The 18,522-nt window shown below is 72.7% G+C and carries 18 protein-coding genes; 3 read left to right on the top strand and 15 right to left on the bottom strand.

The genetic code is table 11. The features are described 5' to 3' along the window. Nucleotides 1-6 precede the first annotated feature (6 nt). From O7608_RS12965 to fdxA, 5 genes are read right to left on the bottom strand one after another with little or no spacing between them, the layout of a single operon-like run. The gene (locus O7608_RS12965) at nt 7-804 is read right to left on the bottom strand and encodes an aldolase/citrate lyase family protein (protein WP_289210203.1); all 798 of its coding nucleotides are present in this window, start codon (nt 802-804) and stop codon (nt 7-9) included. 12 nt (nt 805-816) lie between these two features. Continuing rightward, entirely contained in the window at nt 817-2,004 is a 1,188-nt protein-coding gene (locus tag O7608_RS12960; protein ID WP_289210202.1) for a hypothetical protein, read from the bottom strand. Further along, entirely contained in the window at nt 1,997-2,971 is a 975-nt protein-coding gene (locus tag O7608_RS12955) for a fumarylacetoacetate hydrolase family protein (protein ID WP_289210201.1), read from the bottom strand. Before O7608_RS12955 ends, O7608_RS12960 begins: the two co-directional genes overlap by 8 nt. Beyond that, the gene (locus O7608_RS12950) at nt 2,968-3,948 is read right to left on the bottom strand and encodes an NAD(P)/FAD-dependent oxidoreductase (protein WP_289210200.1); all 981 of its coding nucleotides are present in this window, start codon (nt 3,946-3,948) and stop codon (nt 2,968-2,970) included. Before O7608_RS12950 ends, O7608_RS12955 begins: the two co-directional genes overlap by 4 nt. Beyond that, nucleotides 3,948-4,259 carry a ferredoxin gene (fdxA, locus tag O7608_RS12945; protein ID WP_289210199.1) on the bottom strand — a complete coding sequence of 104 codons (312 nt, stop codon included), beginning with the start codon at nt 4,257-4,259 and terminating at the stop codon, nt 3,948-3,950. The genes O7608_RS12950 and fdxA overlap by 1 nt, the downstream gene beginning before the upstream one ends. Nucleotides 4,260-4,444: 185 nt before the next feature. Between fdxA and O7608_RS12940 the strand changes: the two genes are divergently transcribed. Beyond that, nucleotides 4,445-5,731, top strand: a complete 1,287-nt coding sequence (locus O7608_RS12940) for a hypothetical protein (RefSeq protein ID WP_289210198.1) — start codon at nt 4,445-4,447, stop codon at nt 5,729-5,731. 129 nt (nt 5,732-5,860) lie between these two features. Further along, complete coding sequence (locus O7608_RS12935) at nt 5,861-6,769, top strand: IclR family transcriptional regulator (RefSeq protein WP_289210197.1); 909 nt, start codon at nt 5,861-5,863, stop codon at nt 6,767-6,769. Here the strand turns inward: O7608_RS12935 and O7608_RS12930 are convergent. The 3 genes from O7608_RS12930 to O7608_RS12920 all read right to left on the bottom strand — a co-directional run bounded on the left by O7608_RS12930 (nt 6,766) and on the right by O7608_RS12920 (nt 8,515). Then, entirely contained in the window at nt 6,766-7,545 is a 780-nt protein-coding gene (locus tag O7608_RS12930) for an IclR family transcriptional regulator (RefSeq protein WP_289210196.1), read from the bottom strand. The genes O7608_RS12935 and O7608_RS12930 overlap by 4 nt on opposite strands. Nucleotides 7,546-7,658: 113 nt before the next feature. After that, nucleotides 7,659-8,078 (bottom strand): nuclear transport factor 2 family protein, encoded by a 420-nt coding sequence (locus tag O7608_RS12925; protein WP_289210195.1) that lies wholly within the window; start codon nt 8,076-8,078, stop codon nt 7,659-7,661. After that, complete coding sequence (locus tag O7608_RS12920; protein ID WP_278113802.1) at nt 8,069-8,515, bottom strand: VOC family protein; 447 nt, start codon at nt 8,513-8,515, stop codon at nt 8,069-8,071. The genes O7608_RS12925 and O7608_RS12920 overlap by 10 nt, the downstream gene beginning before the upstream one ends. Before the next feature lie 177 nt (nt 8,516-8,692). On the opposite strand from O7608_RS12920, the gene O7608_RS12915 reads away from it, so the two are divergent. Further along, on the top strand, nt 8,693-9,718 hold the full coding sequence (locus O7608_RS12915; protein ID WP_289210194.1) for an aldo/keto reductase: 1,026 nt from the start codon (nt 8,693-8,695) through the stop codon (nt 9,716-9,718). 69 nt (nt 9,719-9,787) lie between these two features. On the opposite strand, the gene O7608_RS12910 is transcribed toward O7608_RS12915, so the two are convergent. From O7608_RS12910 to O7608_RS12880, 7 genes are all read right to left on the bottom strand, one after another. Continuing rightward, nucleotides 9,788-10,891 carry a sodium:calcium antiporter gene (locus O7608_RS12910; protein ID WP_289210193.1) on the bottom strand — a complete coding sequence of 368 codons (1,104 nt, stop codon included), beginning with the start codon at nt 10,889-10,891 and terminating at the stop codon, nt 9,788-9,790. Nucleotides 10,892-10,973: 82 nt separating this feature from the next. Beyond that, nucleotides 10,974-11,888, bottom strand: coding sequence for an ABC transporter permease (locus tag O7608_RS12905; RefSeq protein ID WP_289210192.1), 915 nt, complete (start codon nt 11,886-11,888; stop codon nt 10,974-10,976). Next, nucleotides 11,885-13,201 carry an ABC transporter permease gene (locus O7608_RS12900; RefSeq protein ID WP_289210191.1) on the bottom strand — a complete coding sequence of 439 codons (1,317 nt, stop codon included), beginning with the start codon at nt 13,199-13,201 and terminating at the stop codon, nt 11,885-11,887. Before O7608_RS12900 ends, O7608_RS12905 begins: the two co-directional genes overlap by 4 nt. After that, nucleotides 13,201-14,856 (bottom strand): ABC transporter ATP-binding protein, encoded by a 1,656-nt coding sequence (locus O7608_RS12895; protein WP_289210190.1) that lies wholly within the window; start codon nt 14,854-14,856, stop codon nt 13,201-13,203. The genes O7608_RS12900 and O7608_RS12895 overlap by 1 nt, the downstream gene beginning before the upstream one ends. A 60-nt stretch (nt 14,857-14,916) precedes the next feature. After that, nucleotides 14,917-15,996: a BMP family ABC transporter substrate-binding protein gene (locus O7608_RS12890; protein ID WP_289210189.1), complete on the bottom strand. Its 1,080-nt coding sequence runs from the start codon at nt 15,994-15,996 to the stop codon at nt 14,917-14,919. An 11-nt stretch (nt 15,997-16,007) separates the two neighbouring features. Continuing rightward, nucleotides 16,008-17,477, bottom strand: a complete 1,470-nt coding sequence (locus O7608_RS12885) for an amidohydrolase family protein (RefSeq protein WP_289210188.1) — start codon at nt 17,475-17,477, stop codon at nt 16,008-16,010. Further along, on the bottom strand, nt 17,474-18,493 hold the full coding sequence (locus O7608_RS12880) for a zinc-binding dehydrogenase (RefSeq protein WP_289210187.1): 1,020 nt from the start codon (nt 18,491-18,493) through the stop codon (nt 17,474-17,476). The genes O7608_RS12885 and O7608_RS12880 overlap by 4 nt, the downstream gene beginning before the upstream one ends. Between the last annotated feature and the right edge of the window lie 29 nt (nt 18,494-18,522).

The following is an 18,522-nucleotide window of genomic DNA, read 5'->3' as shown; positions in this document are numbered from 1 at the left end:
AGGGGTTCAGCTGTCGGTGGCGAGGTGGCGCAGTCCGGCGCCGAGCAGTTGCAGGTCGGAGCCGGCGACCAGGTAGGTGGCGCTGGTCAGGCCGTACCGCCGCAGGATGTCGTCGGCACGGCCCGGCGCCCACCCGCCCAGGGTGACACCGGCGGCGCGGGCGGCGTCGGTGATCTCACCGACCCGGCGGAGCAGCGGCGCCTGGTCGTCGGTGGTGGCCAGGCCGAGACTGACCGCCAGGTCGGTGGTGCCGGCGAAGGCGACGTCGACGCTCGGCGCGCCACGGGCGTCGGTGAGCAGGTCGGGCAGCGGGTCGTCGGTGTCGGCGGTCTCGATCTGGGCCACCAGCAGCGGCGGGTCGGCGGCCTCGGCGGCCAGGTAGGCGTCCAGGCCGGCGGCCCCGTAGCCGGCCGCCGGGTGGGCCAGGCTGATGCTGCGCCGGCCGACGGGGGCGTACCGGACGGCGGCCTGCAGCGCGGCGACCTGCGCGCGGGCCCGTACGGTGGACAGCTGCACCCCGGCCGCGCCGGCCTCCAGCAGCCGGTTGACCTGCGCCGGGTCGACCGCCGCCAGCCGGACCAGGGCCGGCAGACCGAGCAGGGCGGCGTGCCGCAGCTGCCCGGCGGCGGTCCGCTCGTCCAACCCGGAGTGCTCCAGGTCGACCACGACGAAGTCGAGGCCGGCCTGGGCGGCCAGCTCGACCGCGTCGGTGCCGGGCAGTTTGACAAACGTGCCGACCACCCGCCGGCCGCGCCGCAGCCGCTCACGCAGCGCGGCCCGGCCGGTGTGTACCCCCGTACGCATCACGGTCGGCCCTCAGCCGGCCCGGCCGGCAGCCCCGGCCTGGTCGGCGGGCAGGCCGCGCCACGGTACGGTCGGCACCCGCTCGCCGGCCAACAGCACCACTTCCGGCTCCAGCCGGGGGGCGGTGATCTGGTTGCCGGCCGCGTCGGGCAGCACCGCCTCGTCGGCATCGGCGAGCACGGTGACGTGCGCCGGGCCGCCCTCGACGAGGCTGCCGTAGCCTTCGGCGTCCAGGCCGGTCAGCCGGGCCGGGGCGCTGGTCACCCGGGGCACGATCTGCTCCATCGTCATGCCCAGCGCCCGCAGCTTGGCCATGCTGGTGACCAGGTCGAACACCGGGCCACGCCAGTTGCGGGCCGAGGTGTCGGAGGTGATCACGTCCGGGTAGAAGCCCTGCGCGATCGCCGGCTCGGCCACCTTGAAGCTGAGGTTGCTCTTGCCGTGCGCCGACTCGAACAGCACACCGCGCTCCCGGGCGGCGTACACCTCGGGCAGCACGGTGCCGTCGGCCATGATGCCGTACGGCTTGCCGGTGTAGCAGTGCGCGACGACGTCGCCGGGGCGCAGCATCTCCAGCACGGCCGGCAGCGGCTCCGGGGTCTCCCCGATGTGGATCATGAGCGGCAGGTCGGCGTCGGCGGACAGCTCCAGGGACCGCTTGAGCAGCGGGCGCCAGTCGTGGCCGACGACGTCCTCGGAGAGCCGGATCTTGAAGCCGCGGACCCGGTGCGGGTTGTCGGCGGCGACCGCCAGGGCATCCTCGATCACCAGGGTGTCCGGGTTGATCAGCTCGCCGAACCGGAAGTCGATCAGCCCGAGGACGCTGACGTTGAGGAAGTTGACCAGCCGCATCCGCGCCGGCGCGGCCACGTACCGCTCGAAGGCGGCGAAGGTGGAGGCGCCGACGGTGCCGGCGTCGCAGGCGGCGACGACACCCCGGTGCAGATGCGCCTCGTCCGGCGGGGCTCCCACCTTGGAGACCTCGGCGAAGATGTGGGTGTGCCCCTCGACCAGGCCGGGCAGCACGTACCGGCCGGCGCAGTCGATCACCTCGCGGGCGTCGCCGGACAGGCCGGGGGCGATCCGGGCGATCCGGTCGCCGGTCACCGCGACGTCAGCGACCTGGCTGGCGCCGGTGGCCGAGTCGAACACCTCGCCGCCGGCCAGCACCAGGTCGTACCGGGGAGCATTCTCAGTCATGGGTGTGCGGCTTTCTGTGCGAAGGAGAGTTTTCGGCCGGATCACCGGCGGGGGTCTCGGTGGGGGTCTCGGCGCAGAACCGGGTACGCAGCGGCAGCACCCCGCCGACCGAGACCTCGACCAGGTCACCGGGGCGTAGGAAGCAGCCCCGGTCCTGGCCGGTGCCGGCCGGGGTTCCGGTGAGCACTACGTCACCCGGTTCGAGGATCACGTACCGGGTGATCCAGGCGAGCAGCTGCGGCACCGGGAAGATCAGGTCCGCGCTGGTCGCTTCCTGGCGTACCTCGCCGTTGACCGTGGTCCGCACTTCGATGGCGTCGCGGTCGGGCACGGCGGCGATGTCGAGCACCGAGGTGCCGAGCGCGCCGAAGCCGGGGAAACTCTTGGCCAGGGTCGGGTTGGCCGAGGTAGCCATCACGTCCCGGGCGGTCAGGTCGTTGGCGGCGGTGATCGCCGCGACGTGCGACCAGGCCTGTTCGGCCGGCGTACGGTGCATCCGGGCCCCGATGACCAGGGCGATCTCGCCTTCGTAGTCGGGTTGGCTGCTGACCGAGGCGGGCAGTGCCACGGTGGCGTCCGGGCCGGAGCCGGCGCTTGCCGACTTGAGGTAGAGCACCGGTTCGGCGGGCAGCGCCCGGCCGGCGGCCCGGGCCTTGCAGTGGTAGTTGAGGCCGACGCCCCAGACCGCCCGGGTGCTGCCCAGCGGGGCGACCAGCTCGGCGGTGAGGGTGTCCAGCGGTAGCCGCTCGCGCGCCGACGCGGTCGCCGCCGGGGCGAGGCCGGCGCCGGCCCGCAGCAGGTCGGCCACGTCACGGTACGGCAGATCGAGCAGTTCGGCGGTGCCGTCACCGCAGATGCGGGCCAGCCCGCGCCGGGTGGCGAGCAGCGCGAGCCCGGTCGGTGCGTCGGTGCCCACGGTCTGGCCGGTGCCGGGGGTACGCCGCGCGTCGGCGGCCGGGGCGCTCACGCGGCGTCCGAGGAGTGGCCGGGGACGGTGCTCAGCGCCGGATTGACCAGCGGTGCCAGGTTGTTGACGGCGGCGGCGGCTTCACCGAAGCCGACCGAGATCAACCGCACCTTGCCGGGATAGTCGGTGACGTCGCCGGCGGCGAAGACCCGGGGCAGGTTGGTACGCATCGACCGGTCGACGGCGATGTGCCGGTTGGTCATCTCCAGTCCCCACTGCCGCATCGGTCCGAGGTCGGCGATGAAGCCGAGAGCGGCCACCACCGCCTGGGCGGGCAGCTCCTCGCGCCCGTCGCCGCGGACCTCGCTGATGGTCACCGAGGTCAGCTGCGGGTCGCCGGCGATGCCACTGACCTCGTACGGGGTGACCACCCGCACGGTGGAGGCGTGCAACTGCTCGACGCTGCGTTCGTGGGCCCGGAACTGGGGCCGACGGTGCACCAGGGTGACGCTGGTGGCGTACGGCTCCAGGGCCAACGCCCAGTCGACGGCGGAGTCCCCGCCACCGACGACCACCACGTCCTGGCCGGCGAGCTCCTCCAGCCGGGGCACGAAGTAGCGCAGTCCCCGGCCGAGGTGGTCGTTGCCGACGGGCAGTTCGCGTGGGGTGAAGGTGCCGATCCCGGCGGTCAGCAGAACCGCCTTGGCGCGGACCTGGCTGCCGGCGTCGGTGCCGATCCGTACGTGGTCGTCGGCGTTGGTCAGCTCCACGGCGCTCTCGCCCAGCAGGAAGGTGGGTTTGGCGGTGGCGGCCTGGGTGAGCAGGGCGTCGACGAGCTGCTGCCCCTTGATCGCCGGCAGGCCGGCGATGTCGAAGATCTCCTTCTCCGGGTAGAGGGCGGCGATCTGCCCACCCGGTTCGGGCAGCGAGTCGACGATCGCGACCGTCATCCCCCGGAATCCGGCATAGTAGGCGGCGTAGAGCCCGGCCGGGCCGGCACCGACGATGGCGAGGTCGACCTCGTGTTCGATGCTCATCAGCTGGCCCCGCCGCTGACCGCCGGATGGTCGTGGCCGATCCGGCCGATCTTGCGGGCGCCGCCCGGGGTGCCGATCTCGGTGAAGAACTCGGCGTTGATCGGGCCGAACCGGGCCTGATCGGCGGGCAGGTCGTCCAGGTGGAAGATCGAGGTGACCGGGCAGACCGGTTCGCACCGACCGCAGTCGACGCACTCGTCCGGGTTGATGTACATCATCCGGTCGCCCTCGTAGATGCAGTCCACGGGGCATTCCTCGACGCACGACCGGTCCTGCACGTCCACACATTCGTCGGTGACCACGTAGGTCATCGGTCCTCCTGCGCCAATGGGGGGCAGTCGCCGGTCCGGGCGTCCCGGCACCCTCCGCGACCTGCGCTCATCGGGTGGGGCGGCGACCTGGTTGATGTCACGTCACGCTAGAGACAGCGCCCCGGCTATGTCAACATGCGAGACGTCATCTTGGATAACTGTCACGGCGGTGATGGGATGAGGCGATGAGCGAGCAGCGGATCGTCGAGACGCTGGCGGTGCTGACCGCCGGACCGACCCCGTACGGTCACGAGCAGGCGACCGCGCGTCGACTCGCCGGCTGGGGCCGGGCCACCTGGCCGCAACTGGACTGGCGGGTCGACCCGCTGCCGGTCAGCGCCGAGGCACCACACAGCGCCAACCTGGTCGCCACCGCGCAACTCGGCAGCGGGGCACCCGAACTGCTCATCTACTCCCACCTCGACACCTCGCTGACCGGCGCGGCGGAATTCGACGAACCGGTCACCGGCACCTCCGGCGGCGCCGCAGGGCCGTGTCCGGTCGGCGGCTTCCGCCGGTCCACCGAACCGGACGGCGCCACGCTGGTCAGCGCCTTCGGCCTCGGCGTCGCCCGGGCCGCCGCAGCCAGCGCCCTGGTCGGGTTCACCACCGCCGCCGACGCGCTGCGGGCCGCCGGCCGGCCGCACCGGCTCACCCTGCTGCTGGCCGCCGCCGGCACCCACCGGTACCACCCGCACGGCGACCAGCCCAGCGGCGTACTGCATCACCTGGACCGCCACCCGCCGCCAGCGGCGGCGGTGGTCGCCAAGACCGGCCCGGCCGGGGTGCTCACCGCCGAACCCGGGGCGATGTTCCTACGGGTACGGCTGAGCACCGCGTTCCACCCGGTACTCGCCCGCGAGAGCGCCGTACCGCCCGGGGGCATGCTCGCCCACCTCGGCACCGTGATCGCGGCGCTGGAGGAGTTCCGGTGCCGGCACCTGGCCGACCGCGCCGACCCGACAGCACCGGTCGGCGCCGAGCTCGGCATCGGCGCGGTCCGGGCCGGGCAGCCCGGCAAGCCCGATCTGCTGCCCGGACGGCTCGACCTGTACCTCTATCTGGTGACCGTGCCCGGCGACGACCCGGCGCGGATCCGCGCCGGACTGCACACCGCACTGACCGCCGCTCTCGCTGGCACCCCACTGGCCGGCTGCGGCGTCGCGGTGGACGGGCAGCTGGTGCATCCGGCCGCCGCCACCGGGGCGGACGCGCCCATCGCGCGGCACGCCGCCGACGCCTGGGCGGCGGCCCACGGCACGCCGCCGTCGCCGGTCACCGGATGGACCGGGTCCACCGACGGGGTCGTACTGCGGGGTCGCGGGGTGCCCACGGTCCGACTCGGGCCGCCGTCGCGCGGACCGGACCCGACCGATCCCCGGCTGGACCGGTACGCCATCGCCGACCTCGTCCGGTTCGCCGACATCTACACCGACATCGCGCTACGGCACGCGGGTGCATCGACAAGATAAGGTACCGTATGCCATGATGCTGTCTCACTTTCCGTGCATGTATCGGCGGTCGATGTATCGACGCCGTCGCGGCGCAGCCACCACCCCGCGCCTTCGCCGCACATGCCGCGCCTCTCGTTAGGAAGCCAGATGGCGGACGACAGCCCCCCGGCTGCCGGGCAGAGCGCCCCGGTGGCGGAGCCCGCAGTGGCCGAGCCTGCGGAGCCCGCAGTGGCCGGCCCGGCGGTGGCCGAGCAGAGCGCCCCGGCGATCCAGACCGTGCAGCGCGCCGCGGTGATCCTCAACGCGTTCACCGCCGCCCGCCCCCGGTTGAGCCTCAACGAGCTCACCGCCAGCCTCGGCACCAGCAAGGCCACCGCCCACCGCTACACCAAGGCGTTGCGGGAGAGCAACCTGCTGCGCTACGACGAACGCGAAGGCCTCTACTCCCTCGGCCCGCAGATCCTCACCCTGTCCGCCGCCGCCCGCGCCGCGATGCCGGTGATCAGCATCGCCGGCCCGCACATGCAGCAGCTCGTCCGCGAGGTCGACGAGACCGTGGTGCTCAGCGTCTGGGACGGCGACACCGCCGTGGTGGTCCGTGCCGACGACAACACCGACCGGGTGATCCGGGTCAGCGTGCGGACCGGCTCCCGGCTGTCGCGGACCGAATCCGCCCAGGGGCGGGTCTTCTGCGCCTTCCTGCCCGCCGAGGACGTCCCCGGCCTCGCCGACGACCTGGCCGCTTCGGCCGAGCTGCGGCACGAGGTCGACAAGATCCGCCGGACCGGGATCTCCGCCAACACCCCGTCGGTCAACGGGGTCCGCAGCATCGCCGCGCCGATCTTCCGGGGTCAGACGCTGATCGCCGCCATGGCGATCGTCGGGACCACCACCTCGGTGCCGGAGGGCACCGACAGCCCGCTCGCCGCCGCCCTGCAACGGGCCGCCGCGGTCGTCACCGCCGAGTTGGGCAGCGTCGCCGGCAACGGCCACCACCCGGGCAACGGCAACGGGCGTACCGCTGGTGGCGCAACCGGGCGCGGCGGCCGGCGCTAACCGGCGATCGCCCCCAGCGCCTCGGACAACTCCCCCGCCACCTGCCGCAGCAGATCGGCCGCCGCCGCCTGGGCCGCGCCGGCCAACGCCACGCTGGTGCCGAGCACCGCCAACGCGGCCACCACCTGGGCACGCTCGAACACCGGGGCGGCGATCACCCGTACCCCGAAGTCCTCCGGCGAGTTGACCGCGACGCCGTCGCGGCGGACCTGCGCGACCACCTCACGCAGCGCGGCCGACAACCGCAACTGCCGGGCCACCACCGGGCTGTCCCGCTCCGGGAGGTAGGCACAGAACACCCGGCCCTGCGCCGAGCGGGTCAGATCCAACGGCGACCCGGTACGCACACTGAGCCGCACGTCGCCGCTGGTGTTGTCCATGCAGCGGACCACGGTGGGGGCCTCGCCGTTCCAGACGCTGAGCACCGAGGTCTGATTCGTCGATCTGGTCAGCTGGTCCAGGAAGGGCTCGGCGACGGTGACGATCGGCAGCGCGGCGCGGGCCGCCGCCTCCATCGCCAGGATCTGCGGACCCAACGTGTAGGTGGCGGTGGCGACGTCGAAGCGCAGCAGGTTGGCGGCGCGCAGCGCCCGCGCGTACCGGTGGGCGGTGGCCCGGCTGATCGCCAGGTCGGCGGTCAGCTCCGCCAGGGTGAGCCGGGGCCGTTCCACGGTGAACGCCTGCAGGATCGTCGCGGCGCGCTGCACCGTCTGGATGGCCGGCCCGTCGCCGGTCACCTCGTCAGTCGGGTTCGCCGGCCGGCCTGTGACCACCACGGGCGCCACTCTACCTACCCGCACACCCCTGACCCTCGACGATCTTGCACTTATCGTCCGACAATCCGGACATTTCTTCGCGATGAGCGCAAGATCGTCGCGATCATGAGCGGTCAGTCGGAAGCGGTCCGGCCAGCGGCGAGTTGACGGTGCACCTCGGCGGAGTCCCAGTAGTCGATCCGGTGCGCAACAAGGCCGTCGGCGTCGACCTTGAAGCGGAACATGCCACGGATACGCACCGGCACCTTGCCCGCCGAGACCAACCGGAACGACATCCGGTACGCCACCGCCGCCCGGTCGCCGTCCACCAGCATCTCCTCGACCTCGTAGTGCAGGTCGGCGAACTCGGCCAGAAAGCCGTCCAGCCGGGCCCGGTACGCGGCCCGGCCGGTGACGGTACGTCCCAACGCGGCGGTGTGCTCGTTGACGAAACCGGCGCTGACGCAGTCGGCGACCGCGTCGGCGTCCCGGGCGTTGAGCGCGGCCAGGTAGCGCCGTACCGCCTCGCCGGTGCGCTCGCCGGTCAGGCCCACAGCCGCCGTACGGTGTCGAACACCTGCTGGTCGTGGGAGATCTCGATGACGTTGCCGTCGGGGTCCTTCAGCGCGCAGATGTAGCCGACCGGCGGCGGCATCTGCCGCGGCTCCCAGTGCAGGCAGCCCAGCTCACGGGCGCGATCGGCGATCTCGTCGACGTCGGACCGGTTCGGCACCTCGATGCCGATGTGCGCGAACGGGTGCAGCAGCCCGAGCTGGCCGCCCTTGTCCTTGTTGAACGAGACCAGTACGAGCACGAACGGCGTCTCGACCTGCTTGTCGTTGGAGAGCCAGACGCTCTCGCCGTCAGCGTCGGCGAACCGTTCGACCACCACCAGCGGGGTGAGCGAGGTGTAGAACGAGATGGCCTTGTCGAGGTCGCCGGTGGGCAGTGCCACGTGCGTCCAGCGGGCGTGGGTCAGGCCGGTGGCCACAGGAACCTCCAGGTGCCGAAAAGCTGTTACTTCCGCGTCTACCAGGCTATTCAGCACGGTACCGAGCGACCATGTGCCGGGGACACAAACCGGGAGACAGTGCTTCGATCCGGTGGGACGGTGCCCACGGCCCCCGCCCGTGCCAGCGTGGTCGGTACACGTCTGGGAGGTCAACTGATGCGTTACCGCACGCTCGGCGGCACCGGGGTCGAGGTCAGCACGCTCTGCCTGGGCACCATGATGTTCGGTGCCTGGGGCAACCGCGACGAGGCCGAATGCCACCGGATCGTCGACGCCGCCATGGACGCCGGTGTCAACTTCGTCGACGTCGCCGACGTGTACGCGCACGGCGAGTCCGAGGAGATCCTGGGTCGGGCGCTGCGCGGCCGGCGCGACGACGTGGTGCTGGCGACCAAGTTCCACGAGCCGATGGGCGAGGACCGCAACCGACGCGGCAACTCGCGACGCTGGATCCGCCAGGCCGTCGAGGGCAGCCTACGGCGGCTCGGCACCGACCGGATCGACCTCTACCAGGTGCACCGGCCGGACCCGGACACCGACCTCGACGAGACCCTGGGAGCTTTGTCCGACCTGGTCCGCGAGGGCAAGGTGCTGATGATCGGCAGCTCGGCCTTCCCCGCCGAGGAGATCGTCGAGGCGCAGTGGGTGGCGCACCGGCGCCAGCGGGAGCGTTTCACCACCGAGCAGCTGCCGTACTCGATCATGGCTCGTGGGGTGGAGGCCGGTGTGCTGCCGACCTGCCGGCGGCACCGGCTCGGGGTGCTCGCGTTCAGCCCGCTCAACGGCGGCTGGCTGACCGGCAAGTACCGCTCGACGGACGTACCGGACGACTCCCGGGCCGGCCGCAACGGCGACCATTTCGACTTCCGTGACGCCGCTGCCCGGCAGCGCAAACTCGACATCGTCGGCGAGTTGGACACCCTCGCGGCGCAGGCCGGCCTCACCCTGATCGACCTGGCGTTGGGCTTCGTGCTCAGCCATCCGGCGGTCACCAGCGCCATCATCGGACCGCGTACGCTGCCGCAGCTGCACAGCCAGCTCGGCGCCGGTGACCTGGCGACGTTGCCGGCCGACGTGCTGGACCGCATCGACGAGCTGGTGCCGCCGGGCAGCAACGTCAACCCGGCCGACGCCGGCTACCAACCACCGGCGCTCACCGACCCGACGCTGCGGCGACGCTGACCAGCCGGTCACCCAGCACCGTAGCGCCGGCGGGCGACAAGCCGGGCGACCCGGCCAGCGAACCGGCGGTCATGCCGCGCGGATCAGCAGCAGCACCACCGCGCCGAGATAGATCGCCGGGATGGCGACGCCCTCGAACCCGATCCCGCGCCGCTCGCGCAGGATCAGCCCGGCGGCGAGGGTGGCCGTCAGCAGGGTCGTAGCCCCGGCCAACAGCAGCCCGGCCGAGGCCGCGTCACTGTAGATCGACCCTGGCCGGTACGTCGCGTCGGCAAGGAAGATCATCAGCGAGTCGAAGGCATTGCCGCCGAGGATGTTGCCGACGCCGAGGGTCAACGCGCCGATGCGTACCGCCGCGATCAGCGCGACCAGCTCCGGCAGTGACGTGATCGCGGTGGTGATGGTGAATCCGACGAAGCCGCTGGGCAGCCCGGTCGCGGCGATCACCCCGAGGCCGCCCTGCCCGATGAGGTAGCCGGTGCCGCCGACCAGGACGGCGAGTGCGGCCAGCCGCAGCCACAGGCGTCGGGTGCTCGGCCCACCGGCGGCCTCGCCGTTGGCGTCGTCCGGCACGTCCTGGCGGGTGTCCGAGGTCTGCTCGGCCCGCCACATCGGGTTGCGGCGCAGCCGGCGCACCAGGTGCAGCCCGTACAGGTAGAGGAGCGGAATGAACAGGCTCACCGGGTGCACCCAGCCGACGCTGAGGGTCGGGGTGGCGTAGGCGACGATCGGCAGACAGAGCAGTGCCACCAGCACCAGCGCCTGCATGATGTTCTCCAGCGAGGCGGCGGCGTGCTCGATGTTGGACCGCCGGTAGAGCAGGTCGGCGATGGCCAGCCAGACCGTCTGTACGGCGATCCCGCCGATCGGGTTGGCGATGGCGAACTGCGCGTCGCCCTGCCACGCGCCGATCGCGGTGGTGGCGATACCGGGCAGTGAGGTGACCGCGCCGAGCAGCAGCGCCCCGGCGACGGCCTCCCCCATGCCGGTCCGGTCAGCGAGGGTGTCGGCGGTCGTCGCCAGTGACTTACCGGCGGCGACGATGACCGCCAGGGCGACCACGAGCGCGGCGATACTCGGCGCCAGCGGCCAGGTCGACCCGGTCACCGTCTGCGGCCGGCAGGTCGTCGCGCACCAGGACGGCGGCGCTGGTCGGGGAGCTCTGGTGGACATCGGTACGGCATGCCGCTCCCCTACCCCGGTGCGGTGGCGGTGAATCACCGCCACCGCACCGGGGCCGGTGGGGGCCGGCGCGCTAGGTGGTGCCGCGTTGGAAGGGTTGGGCCAGGGCTCTGGGCTCCCGGTGCGCGGTGGCGAAGACCAGCATGGCGAGCAGCGCCAGCAGGTACGGCGCGGCGATCAGCAGCTGCGAGTTGACGGTGATGCCGAGCGCCGGCAGGGCCAACCGCATCGCGTCGGCCAGGCCGAAGACGGCACAACCGATCATGGTCCGGCCCAGCCGCCAGGCACCGAAGATCACCGCGGCGATCACCAGGTAGCCCCGACCAGCGGTCATGTTCTGGTTGAACGAACCGACCTCACCGACGGCGAGGTAGGCGCCGCCGAGCCCGGCGAGCAGGCCGCAGAAGAGCAGCGCCTGCCGCCGCCGGTGGTTGACCTTGATCCCGCTGACGTCGGCCGCCTGCGGATTCTCGCCGACCGCCCGCAGCTCCAGACCCCACCGGCTGCGTTCCACGAGCCACCAGGTCAACGGGATCGCGATCAGCAGCAGGTACGCCGGCCAGCGCTGCACGAACAGCATCGGCCCGATGACGGGGATGTCGCGCAACACCGGGATGTCCACCCGCCAGACCTGGTGGCCGGTGAAGGTGCTGATGGTGATCAGATAGCTGGTGAGCCCGAGGACGAGTGCGTTGAGCACCAGACCGACGACGAAGGTGTTGATCTGGGCCCGGTGCGACAGGTTCGCGTGCACCACCGCGATCAGCACTCCGATCAGCGCGCCGGCCGCCAACCCGACGGTCGCGCTGCCGGTCGCGCTGGCGACCGCGATCGAGCCGAACGCGGCACCGAGCATCATCGCCTCGACCGAGATGTTCAGGGTGCCGGCGCGTTGGGCGACGTACTCGCCGCAGGCGGCGAACGCCAGGGGGATGGTCAGCCGGGCCCCGCTGGACAGGATGGTGGCGATGTTGTCGGCGGCGCTCATGTCAGCTTGCCTTCCATAGCGTTCTCCTTGCTACCGCCGGTCCTGGGACGACCGTCGGGGTCGGACGCGTCGGGGTCGGACCCGTCGGCCTGCGCCACGTCGATCTCCGGCACGTCACGGCCGGGGGCCGCCGGGTCGTCCGACGGGGTGGTCGGGGTGGGCAGCCCACCGGCGGGCGGCGGGGTGCCGGCCGCCTGGCCACCGGCCCGGCGCCGGCGCAGCATGCCGATCACCACCGGCGGTGCGACGAAGGCCAGCACCAGCAGCGCCTTGACCACGTCGACCAGGAACGACGGCACGCCGGTCGCGGCGAGGAAGCTACCGCCGGCCCGCAGTACCCCGAACAGCACCGCGACCGGGATGGCCAGCAGTGGATTGTTCCGGGCGACCAGGGCCACCAGCAGCCCGTCCCAGCCGATGTTCAACGACATGCCGGGCTGCAACCGGTGGCTGCCGACCGGGCTGGTCAGCAGCAGCGCCCCGGCGAGACCGGCGAACGCCCCCGAGATGGCCAACGCCATTCCGCCGAGGGCACCGACGCGCACCCCGGCGTGTTGCGCGGTGACCGGGTTGAGGCCGAGCATCTTCAGTCGGAAACCCCAGCGGGTACGGGTCATCGCCAGGCTGAGCGCGACAGCGACCAGGATCGCCAGAATCAGACCGCCGTTGACCTGCAGGTTCGGGTACTCGCCGAAGGAACCGAGACGGCCGTTGTCCGGCAGCGGGTTGGACTGCGGCGAAACGACGCCGCTGCCCAGCCGGGACTCCTGCAGCAGCCAGGGGGTGTTCACCGCGAACGCCACCAACTGCTGGGCGAGGAAGGTCATCAGCAGGGTGCTGACCACGACGTTGACACCCCGGAAGCGGTACATCAGCGCGCTCAGGCCGGCCCAGGCACCGGAAGCCAGCAACGCGGCCAGCAGCACCACGACCAGCAGCGCCGGCCCGGGCAGCGCGAGTCGCAGCCCGACCCAGGCACCGGCCAGCGCGCCGATGAGCACCTGGCCCTCCTGGCCGATGTTGAAGAATCCGCTGCGGGCGCTGACGCAGGCGCCGACCGCCACCAGCAGCAACGGCGCGACGTAGAGCAGCGAGTTGCTCCATGCCCGTGGGCTGGACATGCTGCCCTGGTAGAGGGCCTGCACCGAGGCGCTCGGCGAGCCGCCGGTGACGGCGATCAGCAGGGCGGACAGGCCGAGGGCGGCGGCCACGGTGGCCACCGTCGCGGCGGTCACCTGCCAGCCGCCCACGCCGGGGTTCAGCCGGGCGAGCAGCCGCCGGGCGGTGCCGTCGAGTCCGGTCGTCGCGGTCATCAGTGGCTCACCCCGCCGACCAGCATGCCGAGCCGCTCCGCGGTGGCCTCCGCCGTGGTGAGCACCCCGACGATGCGTCCGGAGGAGATCACCGCGATCCGGTCGGCCAGGGCCATCACCTCCTCCAACTCTGTGGAGATCAGCAACACCGCCACCCCTTCCGCCGCGGCACGCCGCAGCCGCACGTACATGTCTTCGATGGCGCCGACGTCGAGCCCGTGGGTGGGTTGGGCGGCGACCAGCACGGTGGGGCCGGCGGACAACTCGCGGGCCAGGACCACCCGCTGCTGGTTGCCGCCGGACAGGCTGCGGACCGGGGTGTCCGGCGACGGAGCGATGATGTTGAACTCGGCCATCCGCTGCCGGGCGATCTGGTGCATCCTGCGCCGGCTGAGCACGCCGCCGGCACCGTAGACCGCCGCCAGCGACTTCATCGCCAGGTTCTCGGCGATCGTCATGTCGAGCACCACCCCGGAGCGGTGCCGGTCCTCGGGCACGATGCCGAGTCCGGCGTGGTGCAGCGCACCTGGCCGGGCCAGGTCCACCACCGCGCCGGCGATCTCGACCGTACCGGCGTCGGGGGTCAACAGCCCGGAGAGCAGGTCCCCGAGGGTGGCCTGGCCGTTGCCCTCCACGCCGTACAGGCCGACGATCTCGCCGGCGGCGACGTCCAGGCTGAGCGTGTCGAGGATCTTCAGGTCGCCGAGGAGCACCGTGACGTCGTGCAGCCGCAGCGCTGGCGCCTTCGCGGCCGGTGCGGTCGGCCGCTCCGGTGGCTCCACCGCCGACTGGTCGGCCGGGGCCGCCGGCTCCGCCGGTGCGCCGGCCTCTGCCGGGGCGGCGGCCTCCGCCGACGCGCCGGCCTCCGTGGTCGGCCGTTCGACGGGCAGCAGGCCCAACGCGGCGCTCTCCGCCCGTAGTGACACCTCCCGGCCGACCATCTGCCGGGCCAGCAACTGCGGGGTGGTGTCGGCGGTGGCGCCGTGGAAGACCACCGCGCCACGGCGCAGTACGGTCACCCGGTCGGTGGCCGCGATGATCTCGGCCAGTTTGTGGCTGATCAGGATGACCGCCCGGTTCTCCGCCTGCACCACCCGGCGCAGTACGGTGAACAGTTCGGCCGACTCCGCCTGGGTGAGCACCGACGTCGGCTCGTCCAGGATGAGCACCGACGGGTCCCGGCGCAGGCACTTGATCAGTTCGACCCGCTGACGTTCCCCGGCGGAGAGCCGGTCCACCCGGGCCAGCGGGTCGATCGGCAGGCCGTACCGCGTGGCGACCTGCTCGACCTGCGCGCAGGCCGCCGCCTTGTCGACCCGGCCGGTGTCGCCGAGGATCACGTTCTCCCAGACCGCGAGCGGCTCGATCAGGCTGAAGTGCTGGTGCACCATGCCCAGCCCGAGCTCGGCCGCCACCTGCGGAGTGTCGATCTCCACCGGTCGGCCGTCCCGCTCGATCGTGCCGGCGTCGCGGTGCACCAGCCCGAGCAGGATCTTCATCAGCGTCGACTTGCCGGCCCCGTTCTCGCCGAGGAGGCCGTGGATCTCACCGGGTCGTACGGTGAGATCCACGGCGTCGCAGGCGACGACCGGACCGTAGCGCTTGCTCACCGCGCTCAGGGTGAGCGCCGGCGCCTGCTGGTCGTCGGTGTCCACAGTCCGTTCCACCTCGTTGTCGGCTCAGGCAGCGGGGTCAGAGTGCGTTCGGTGGCGGGGTCAGTTACCCAGCCGCTCCACCTCGGCGGCGGTGTCGATGCTGCCGCTCGCGACGTCCGCCACGAACGCGTCCATCTTCTCCGTCTGCTCCGGCGTCGGGTTGCAGATCTTGATCGCCGGGTACGGGTCGACACCGATCTGCCACACCTTCGTGGTGCCCATCTCCAGCTCGCCGTCGGCGAACAGGGTCAGCGCGGCCGCGAAGTAGGCACCCGGGTCGAAGATGACCGAGATGTCGAACTCCGGCTCGGTCGACTCGCACCGGTCGGTACCCGGGGTCAGCGTCAACGCGTCGTTCTCGTTGGCCAGCGCGGCCGCCGCGTCGGTGGCACCGCCCAGGTACGGGTAGACCACGCCGACGCCCTGGTCGATCTGCGCCTGCACGGCCTCGCGGGCCTTCGCCGAGTCGTTGAAGTCACCGGTGTAGGTGATCACCAGGTCGGCCTCGGGGACGACCATCCGGATGCCGGCCTTGAAGGCGCGGGCGGCGTTGATGGCGAAGTCGACCTCCATGCCGGTGACGAACCCGGCCTTGGTGTCGCCGCTGTCGGCCATCAGCAGCCCGGTCGCGTAACCGGCGGCGAGCATGCTCTGGTTCGGGTCGTCGCTGGAGATGACGATCTCCGGCGTCTGCGGGATGTTCTCCGAAGACGGCACGTACCAGGCGACGTTCTCGCAGGCCGGTTCCGTGGAGGCCGGGATGGCGTCCTTGAGCTCGGAGGCGCCCAGGGCGACCATGTCCACGCCCTGCTGGCACAGCGCGCGGGCGGCGCTGAGTGCCTCGGTGGGCGGCACCGAGCCGCGCTTGATGACCTCCCAGCCCTGCTCGTTGGCGAACCGCTCGGCCTCGGCGACGAAGCTCTCGTAGTAGCCGTTGTCGTTGATGTCACCGGGGCTGAGCACCCCGATCAGCACCTTGCCGTCGGCGTTGACGTCCGGCTGACCGGCGATGACGGTGCCACCGCCCTCGCTGCCGGCCGGGGCCGGTGCGGTCGCGTCGTTGTCGGCACAGCCGACCAGGGCGAGGCTGACGGCGCCGGCGAGCAGCGCCGCCGCACCCTTACGAATCCGTATTGTCACTGCGGTTCCTCTCACTGTGGGGGCGTCACGCCGGCCGTGCCGGTCCGGTGTGCGCGGTACTCGGTCGCCGGCACGGCAGGCCAGCGATGCGGGATGTCGATGCCGGCCCGACGCAGCAGGTCCGCGCGGCGTCGCGTGGCCTCGGTACGCAGGGCGTCGACGTCGACGGTGGTGATCCGGCGGTCCCGGATCACCGGCCGGCCGTCGACCAGTACGTCCCGTACGGTGTGACTGGCCGCCCCCCAGACGAGCTGGGTGGCCAGGTCACCGGGCGGGGTCCACGCGATGGTGCGGGTGTCCAGCACGACCAGGTCGGCGGCCTTGCCGACTTCGATCGAGCCGGTCAGCTGCCCGAGCCCGACGGCGGCCGCGCCGTCGATGGTGGCCAGGGCGAAAACCTCGTCGGCGCGCAGCGGGTCGGCCGCACCCCGGTCCCGTTCCAGCCCGGCGAAGAGCCGGGCGGCACGCCACACGTCCGGGGTGTCGCCGGCGTTGTGCGAGTCGCAGCCCAACGCCAACCGGCCACCGGCGCGCAGCAGTTCGGTGTGTCGGCCGGCCCGGGTGAAGCCCTGCCCGAGCCGCAGGTAGGCGCCGGGGCAGGAGGCGACGGCGGCGCCGCTGGCGGCGAGCACGTCGACTTCGTCGTCGTCGAGCCAGACGGCGTGGCCGAGCAACAGTCGGGGGCCGAGCACGCCGAGGTCGCGCAGGTGCAGCACCGGGCGGGGGCGACCGGCCACCGCGTACGCGGCCGGGTCGTCGGCGCTGGGCGACAGGTGCCAGGTCATCGGTACGTCGAGCCGATGGGCCAACTCGGCGGCGCCGGTGAACAGCTCGTCGCTGGCCAGGTCGTGGCCGACCAGGGTGACCCACCCGGTGACCAGACGGTCGCCGGCCAGGGCGGTGACCGTCTCGGCCTGGGCGGCGAGGGTGTCGGCGGCGGGCATCGCGTACGGGGCGTCGGCGACGTCCCAGCCCCAGCCGCCGACCCGGGCCCGGATGCCGGCGGTACGCAGGCCGGCGGCGACCCGCAGCGGATGGCCGACGGTGCCCGGCTCCAGCAGGGTGGTGACGCCGTAGCTGAGCGCCTCGACGGCGGTGAGGGTCGCCGACAGTTCGTCGTCGTCGCCGGTGACGGCGGCGTGCAGCGGCACGATCCAGTCGAAGATGGCCTGCTGCGCGGGGACGTGGTCGGGGATGCTGCTGCGGATCAGCGGGTCGGCGGTGGTGTGCTGGTGGGCGTCGATCAGGCCGGGGACGACCAGGCAGCCGGCGGCGTCGAGTTCCGGGGCGTGCGGGTACGCGACCCGCAGGGCGCCGGTGGGGCCGATGTCGGCGATCCGGCCGTCGACGACGGCGATCGCTGCGCCGGTGACCACCTCCCGGCCGGGGGCCATGGTGACGATGTCGGCGTCGACGATCAGCAGGTCGGCGGTGCCGGTGGCACCGTCGACGGCCGGGGCGGGGTTCGGTGGCGTGGTCATGGCCGGATCAGGATCTTGCCGACGAGGTCACCGGACTCCTGCCGGGCGTACGCCTCGGCGAGGTCGGCGAGGGGGTATTCGGCGGCCCGGACCACCCGCATGCCACCGGCGAAGAAGGCGGCGAGCATGGCGGCGAAGTCGGCCGGGGTGTAGGCACCGGCGCCGAGCAGCCGCAGGCCCCGGTGGTAGACGTTGGCCAGTGACAGGCTGACCTGGTCGCCGCTGGTGTTGCCGAGCAGGACCAGCCGCCCCTCGGTACGCAGGCTGGCCAGCGAGAGTTCCCAGGTGGCCGCGCCGACGTGGTCGACGACCAGGTCGACGCCGTGGCCGTCGGTGTGCGCGGCGACGGCGGCGGCCGTCCGGTCGTCGAGGTCGAGCACGACGTCGGCCCCGAGGTCGGCGGCGGCAGCACGCTTGGCCTCGGTCCGGGCGATCGCGACGACCCGGGCACCGGCCTGGCGGGCGAGCTGGATGGCGGCCATGCTGACCGCGCTGGTGGCCGCCGGGATCAGCACCGTCTCGCCGGAGCGCAGCTGACCGACGCGGTGCAGGGCGTTGAAGGCGACCGCCCAGGCGGTGGGCAGCGCGGCGGCGTCGGCGAGGGCGACGTGGTCGGGCACCCGGTGGGCCAGCGCGGCCGGTACGGCGACGTACTCGGCGAAGCCGCCGGGGCGGTTGCCGCCGATGACCGCGACGGTGGCGCAGTAGCCCGGGTTGCCGCTGACGCAGTCGGTGCAGCGTCCGCAGCCGGTGGTGGGGTCGACGACGACCCGGTCGCCGACCCGCAGGCTGGTCACGGCCGCTCCGGTGGCGACCACCCGGCCGGCGAGGTCCATGCCGGCGATGTGCGGCAGCGCGAACCCGGGCAGCAGCCCGGGGCCACGCCGCTGCAGCAGGTCGAGCCGGTTGAGTGCGGCGGTGTCGACGGCGACGACGGCGTCGGTCGGGCCGGCGACGGGCTCGGCCAGGTCGTGCAGGCGCACGACCTCGGGCCCCCCGAAACCGGTCTGAACCATCGCTCGCACGGTGCCCCTCCGCTGTCTAC

The sequence above is a fragment of the Solwaraspora sp. WMMA2056 genome (assembly GCF_030345095.1).
In the GTDB taxonomy this organism is placed as follows: Bacteria; Actinomycetota; Actinomycetes; order Mycobacteriales; family Micromonosporaceae; genus Micromonospora_E.
The sequence above is the reverse complement of the archived record's forward strand: the minus strand, read 5'-3'. Positions and strand labels throughout refer to the sequence as shown.

Excerpts from the sequence above, each read along its gene's own strand:
- O7608_RS12965 (WP_289210203.1), bottom strand. The coding sequence starts at position 804 with ATGCGTACGGGGGTACACACCGGCCGGGCCGCGCTGCGTGAGCGGCTG.
- O7608_RS12960 (WP_289210202.1), bottom strand. The coding sequence starts at position 2,004 with ATGACTGAGAATGCTCCCCGGTACGACCTGGTGCTGGCCGGCGGCGAG.
- O7608_RS12950 (WP_289210200.1), bottom strand. The coding sequence starts at position 3,948 with ATGAGCATCGAACACGAGGTCGACCTCGCCATCGTCGGTGCCGGCCCG.
- fdxA (WP_289210199.1), bottom strand. The coding sequence starts at position 4,259 with ATGACCTACGTGGTCACCGACGAATGTGTGGACGTGCAGGACCGGTCG.
- O7608_RS12940 (WP_289210198.1), top strand. The coding sequence starts at position 4,445 with ATGAGCGAGCAGCGGATCGTCGAGACGCTGGCGGTGCTGACCGCCGGA.
- O7608_RS12935 (WP_289210197.1), top strand. The coding sequence starts at position 5,861 with ATGGCGGACGACAGCCCCCCGGCTGCCGGGCAGAGCGCCCCGGTGGCG.
- O7608_RS12915 (WP_289210194.1), top strand. The coding sequence starts at position 8,693 with ATGCGTTACCGCACGCTCGGCGGCACCGGGGTCGAGGTCAGCACGCTC.
- O7608_RS12910 (WP_289210193.1), bottom strand. The coding sequence starts at position 10,891 with ATGTCCACCAGAGCTCCCCGACCAGCGCCGCCGTCCTGGTGCGCGACG.
- O7608_RS12905 (WP_289210192.1), bottom strand. The coding sequence starts at position 11,888 with ATGAGCGCCGCCGACAACATCGCCACCATCCTGTCCAGCGGGGCCCGG.
- O7608_RS12900 (WP_289210191.1), bottom strand. The coding sequence starts at position 13,201 with ATGACCGCGACGACCGGACTCGACGGCACCGCCCGGCGGCTGCTCGCC.
- O7608_RS12885 (WP_289210188.1), bottom strand. The coding sequence starts at position 17,477 with ATGACCACGCCACCGAACCCCGCCCCGGCCGTCGACGGTGCCACCGGC.
- O7608_RS12880 (WP_289210187.1), bottom strand. The coding sequence starts at position 18,493 with ATGGTTCAGACCGGTTTCGGGGGGCCCGAGGTCGTGCGCCTGCACGAC.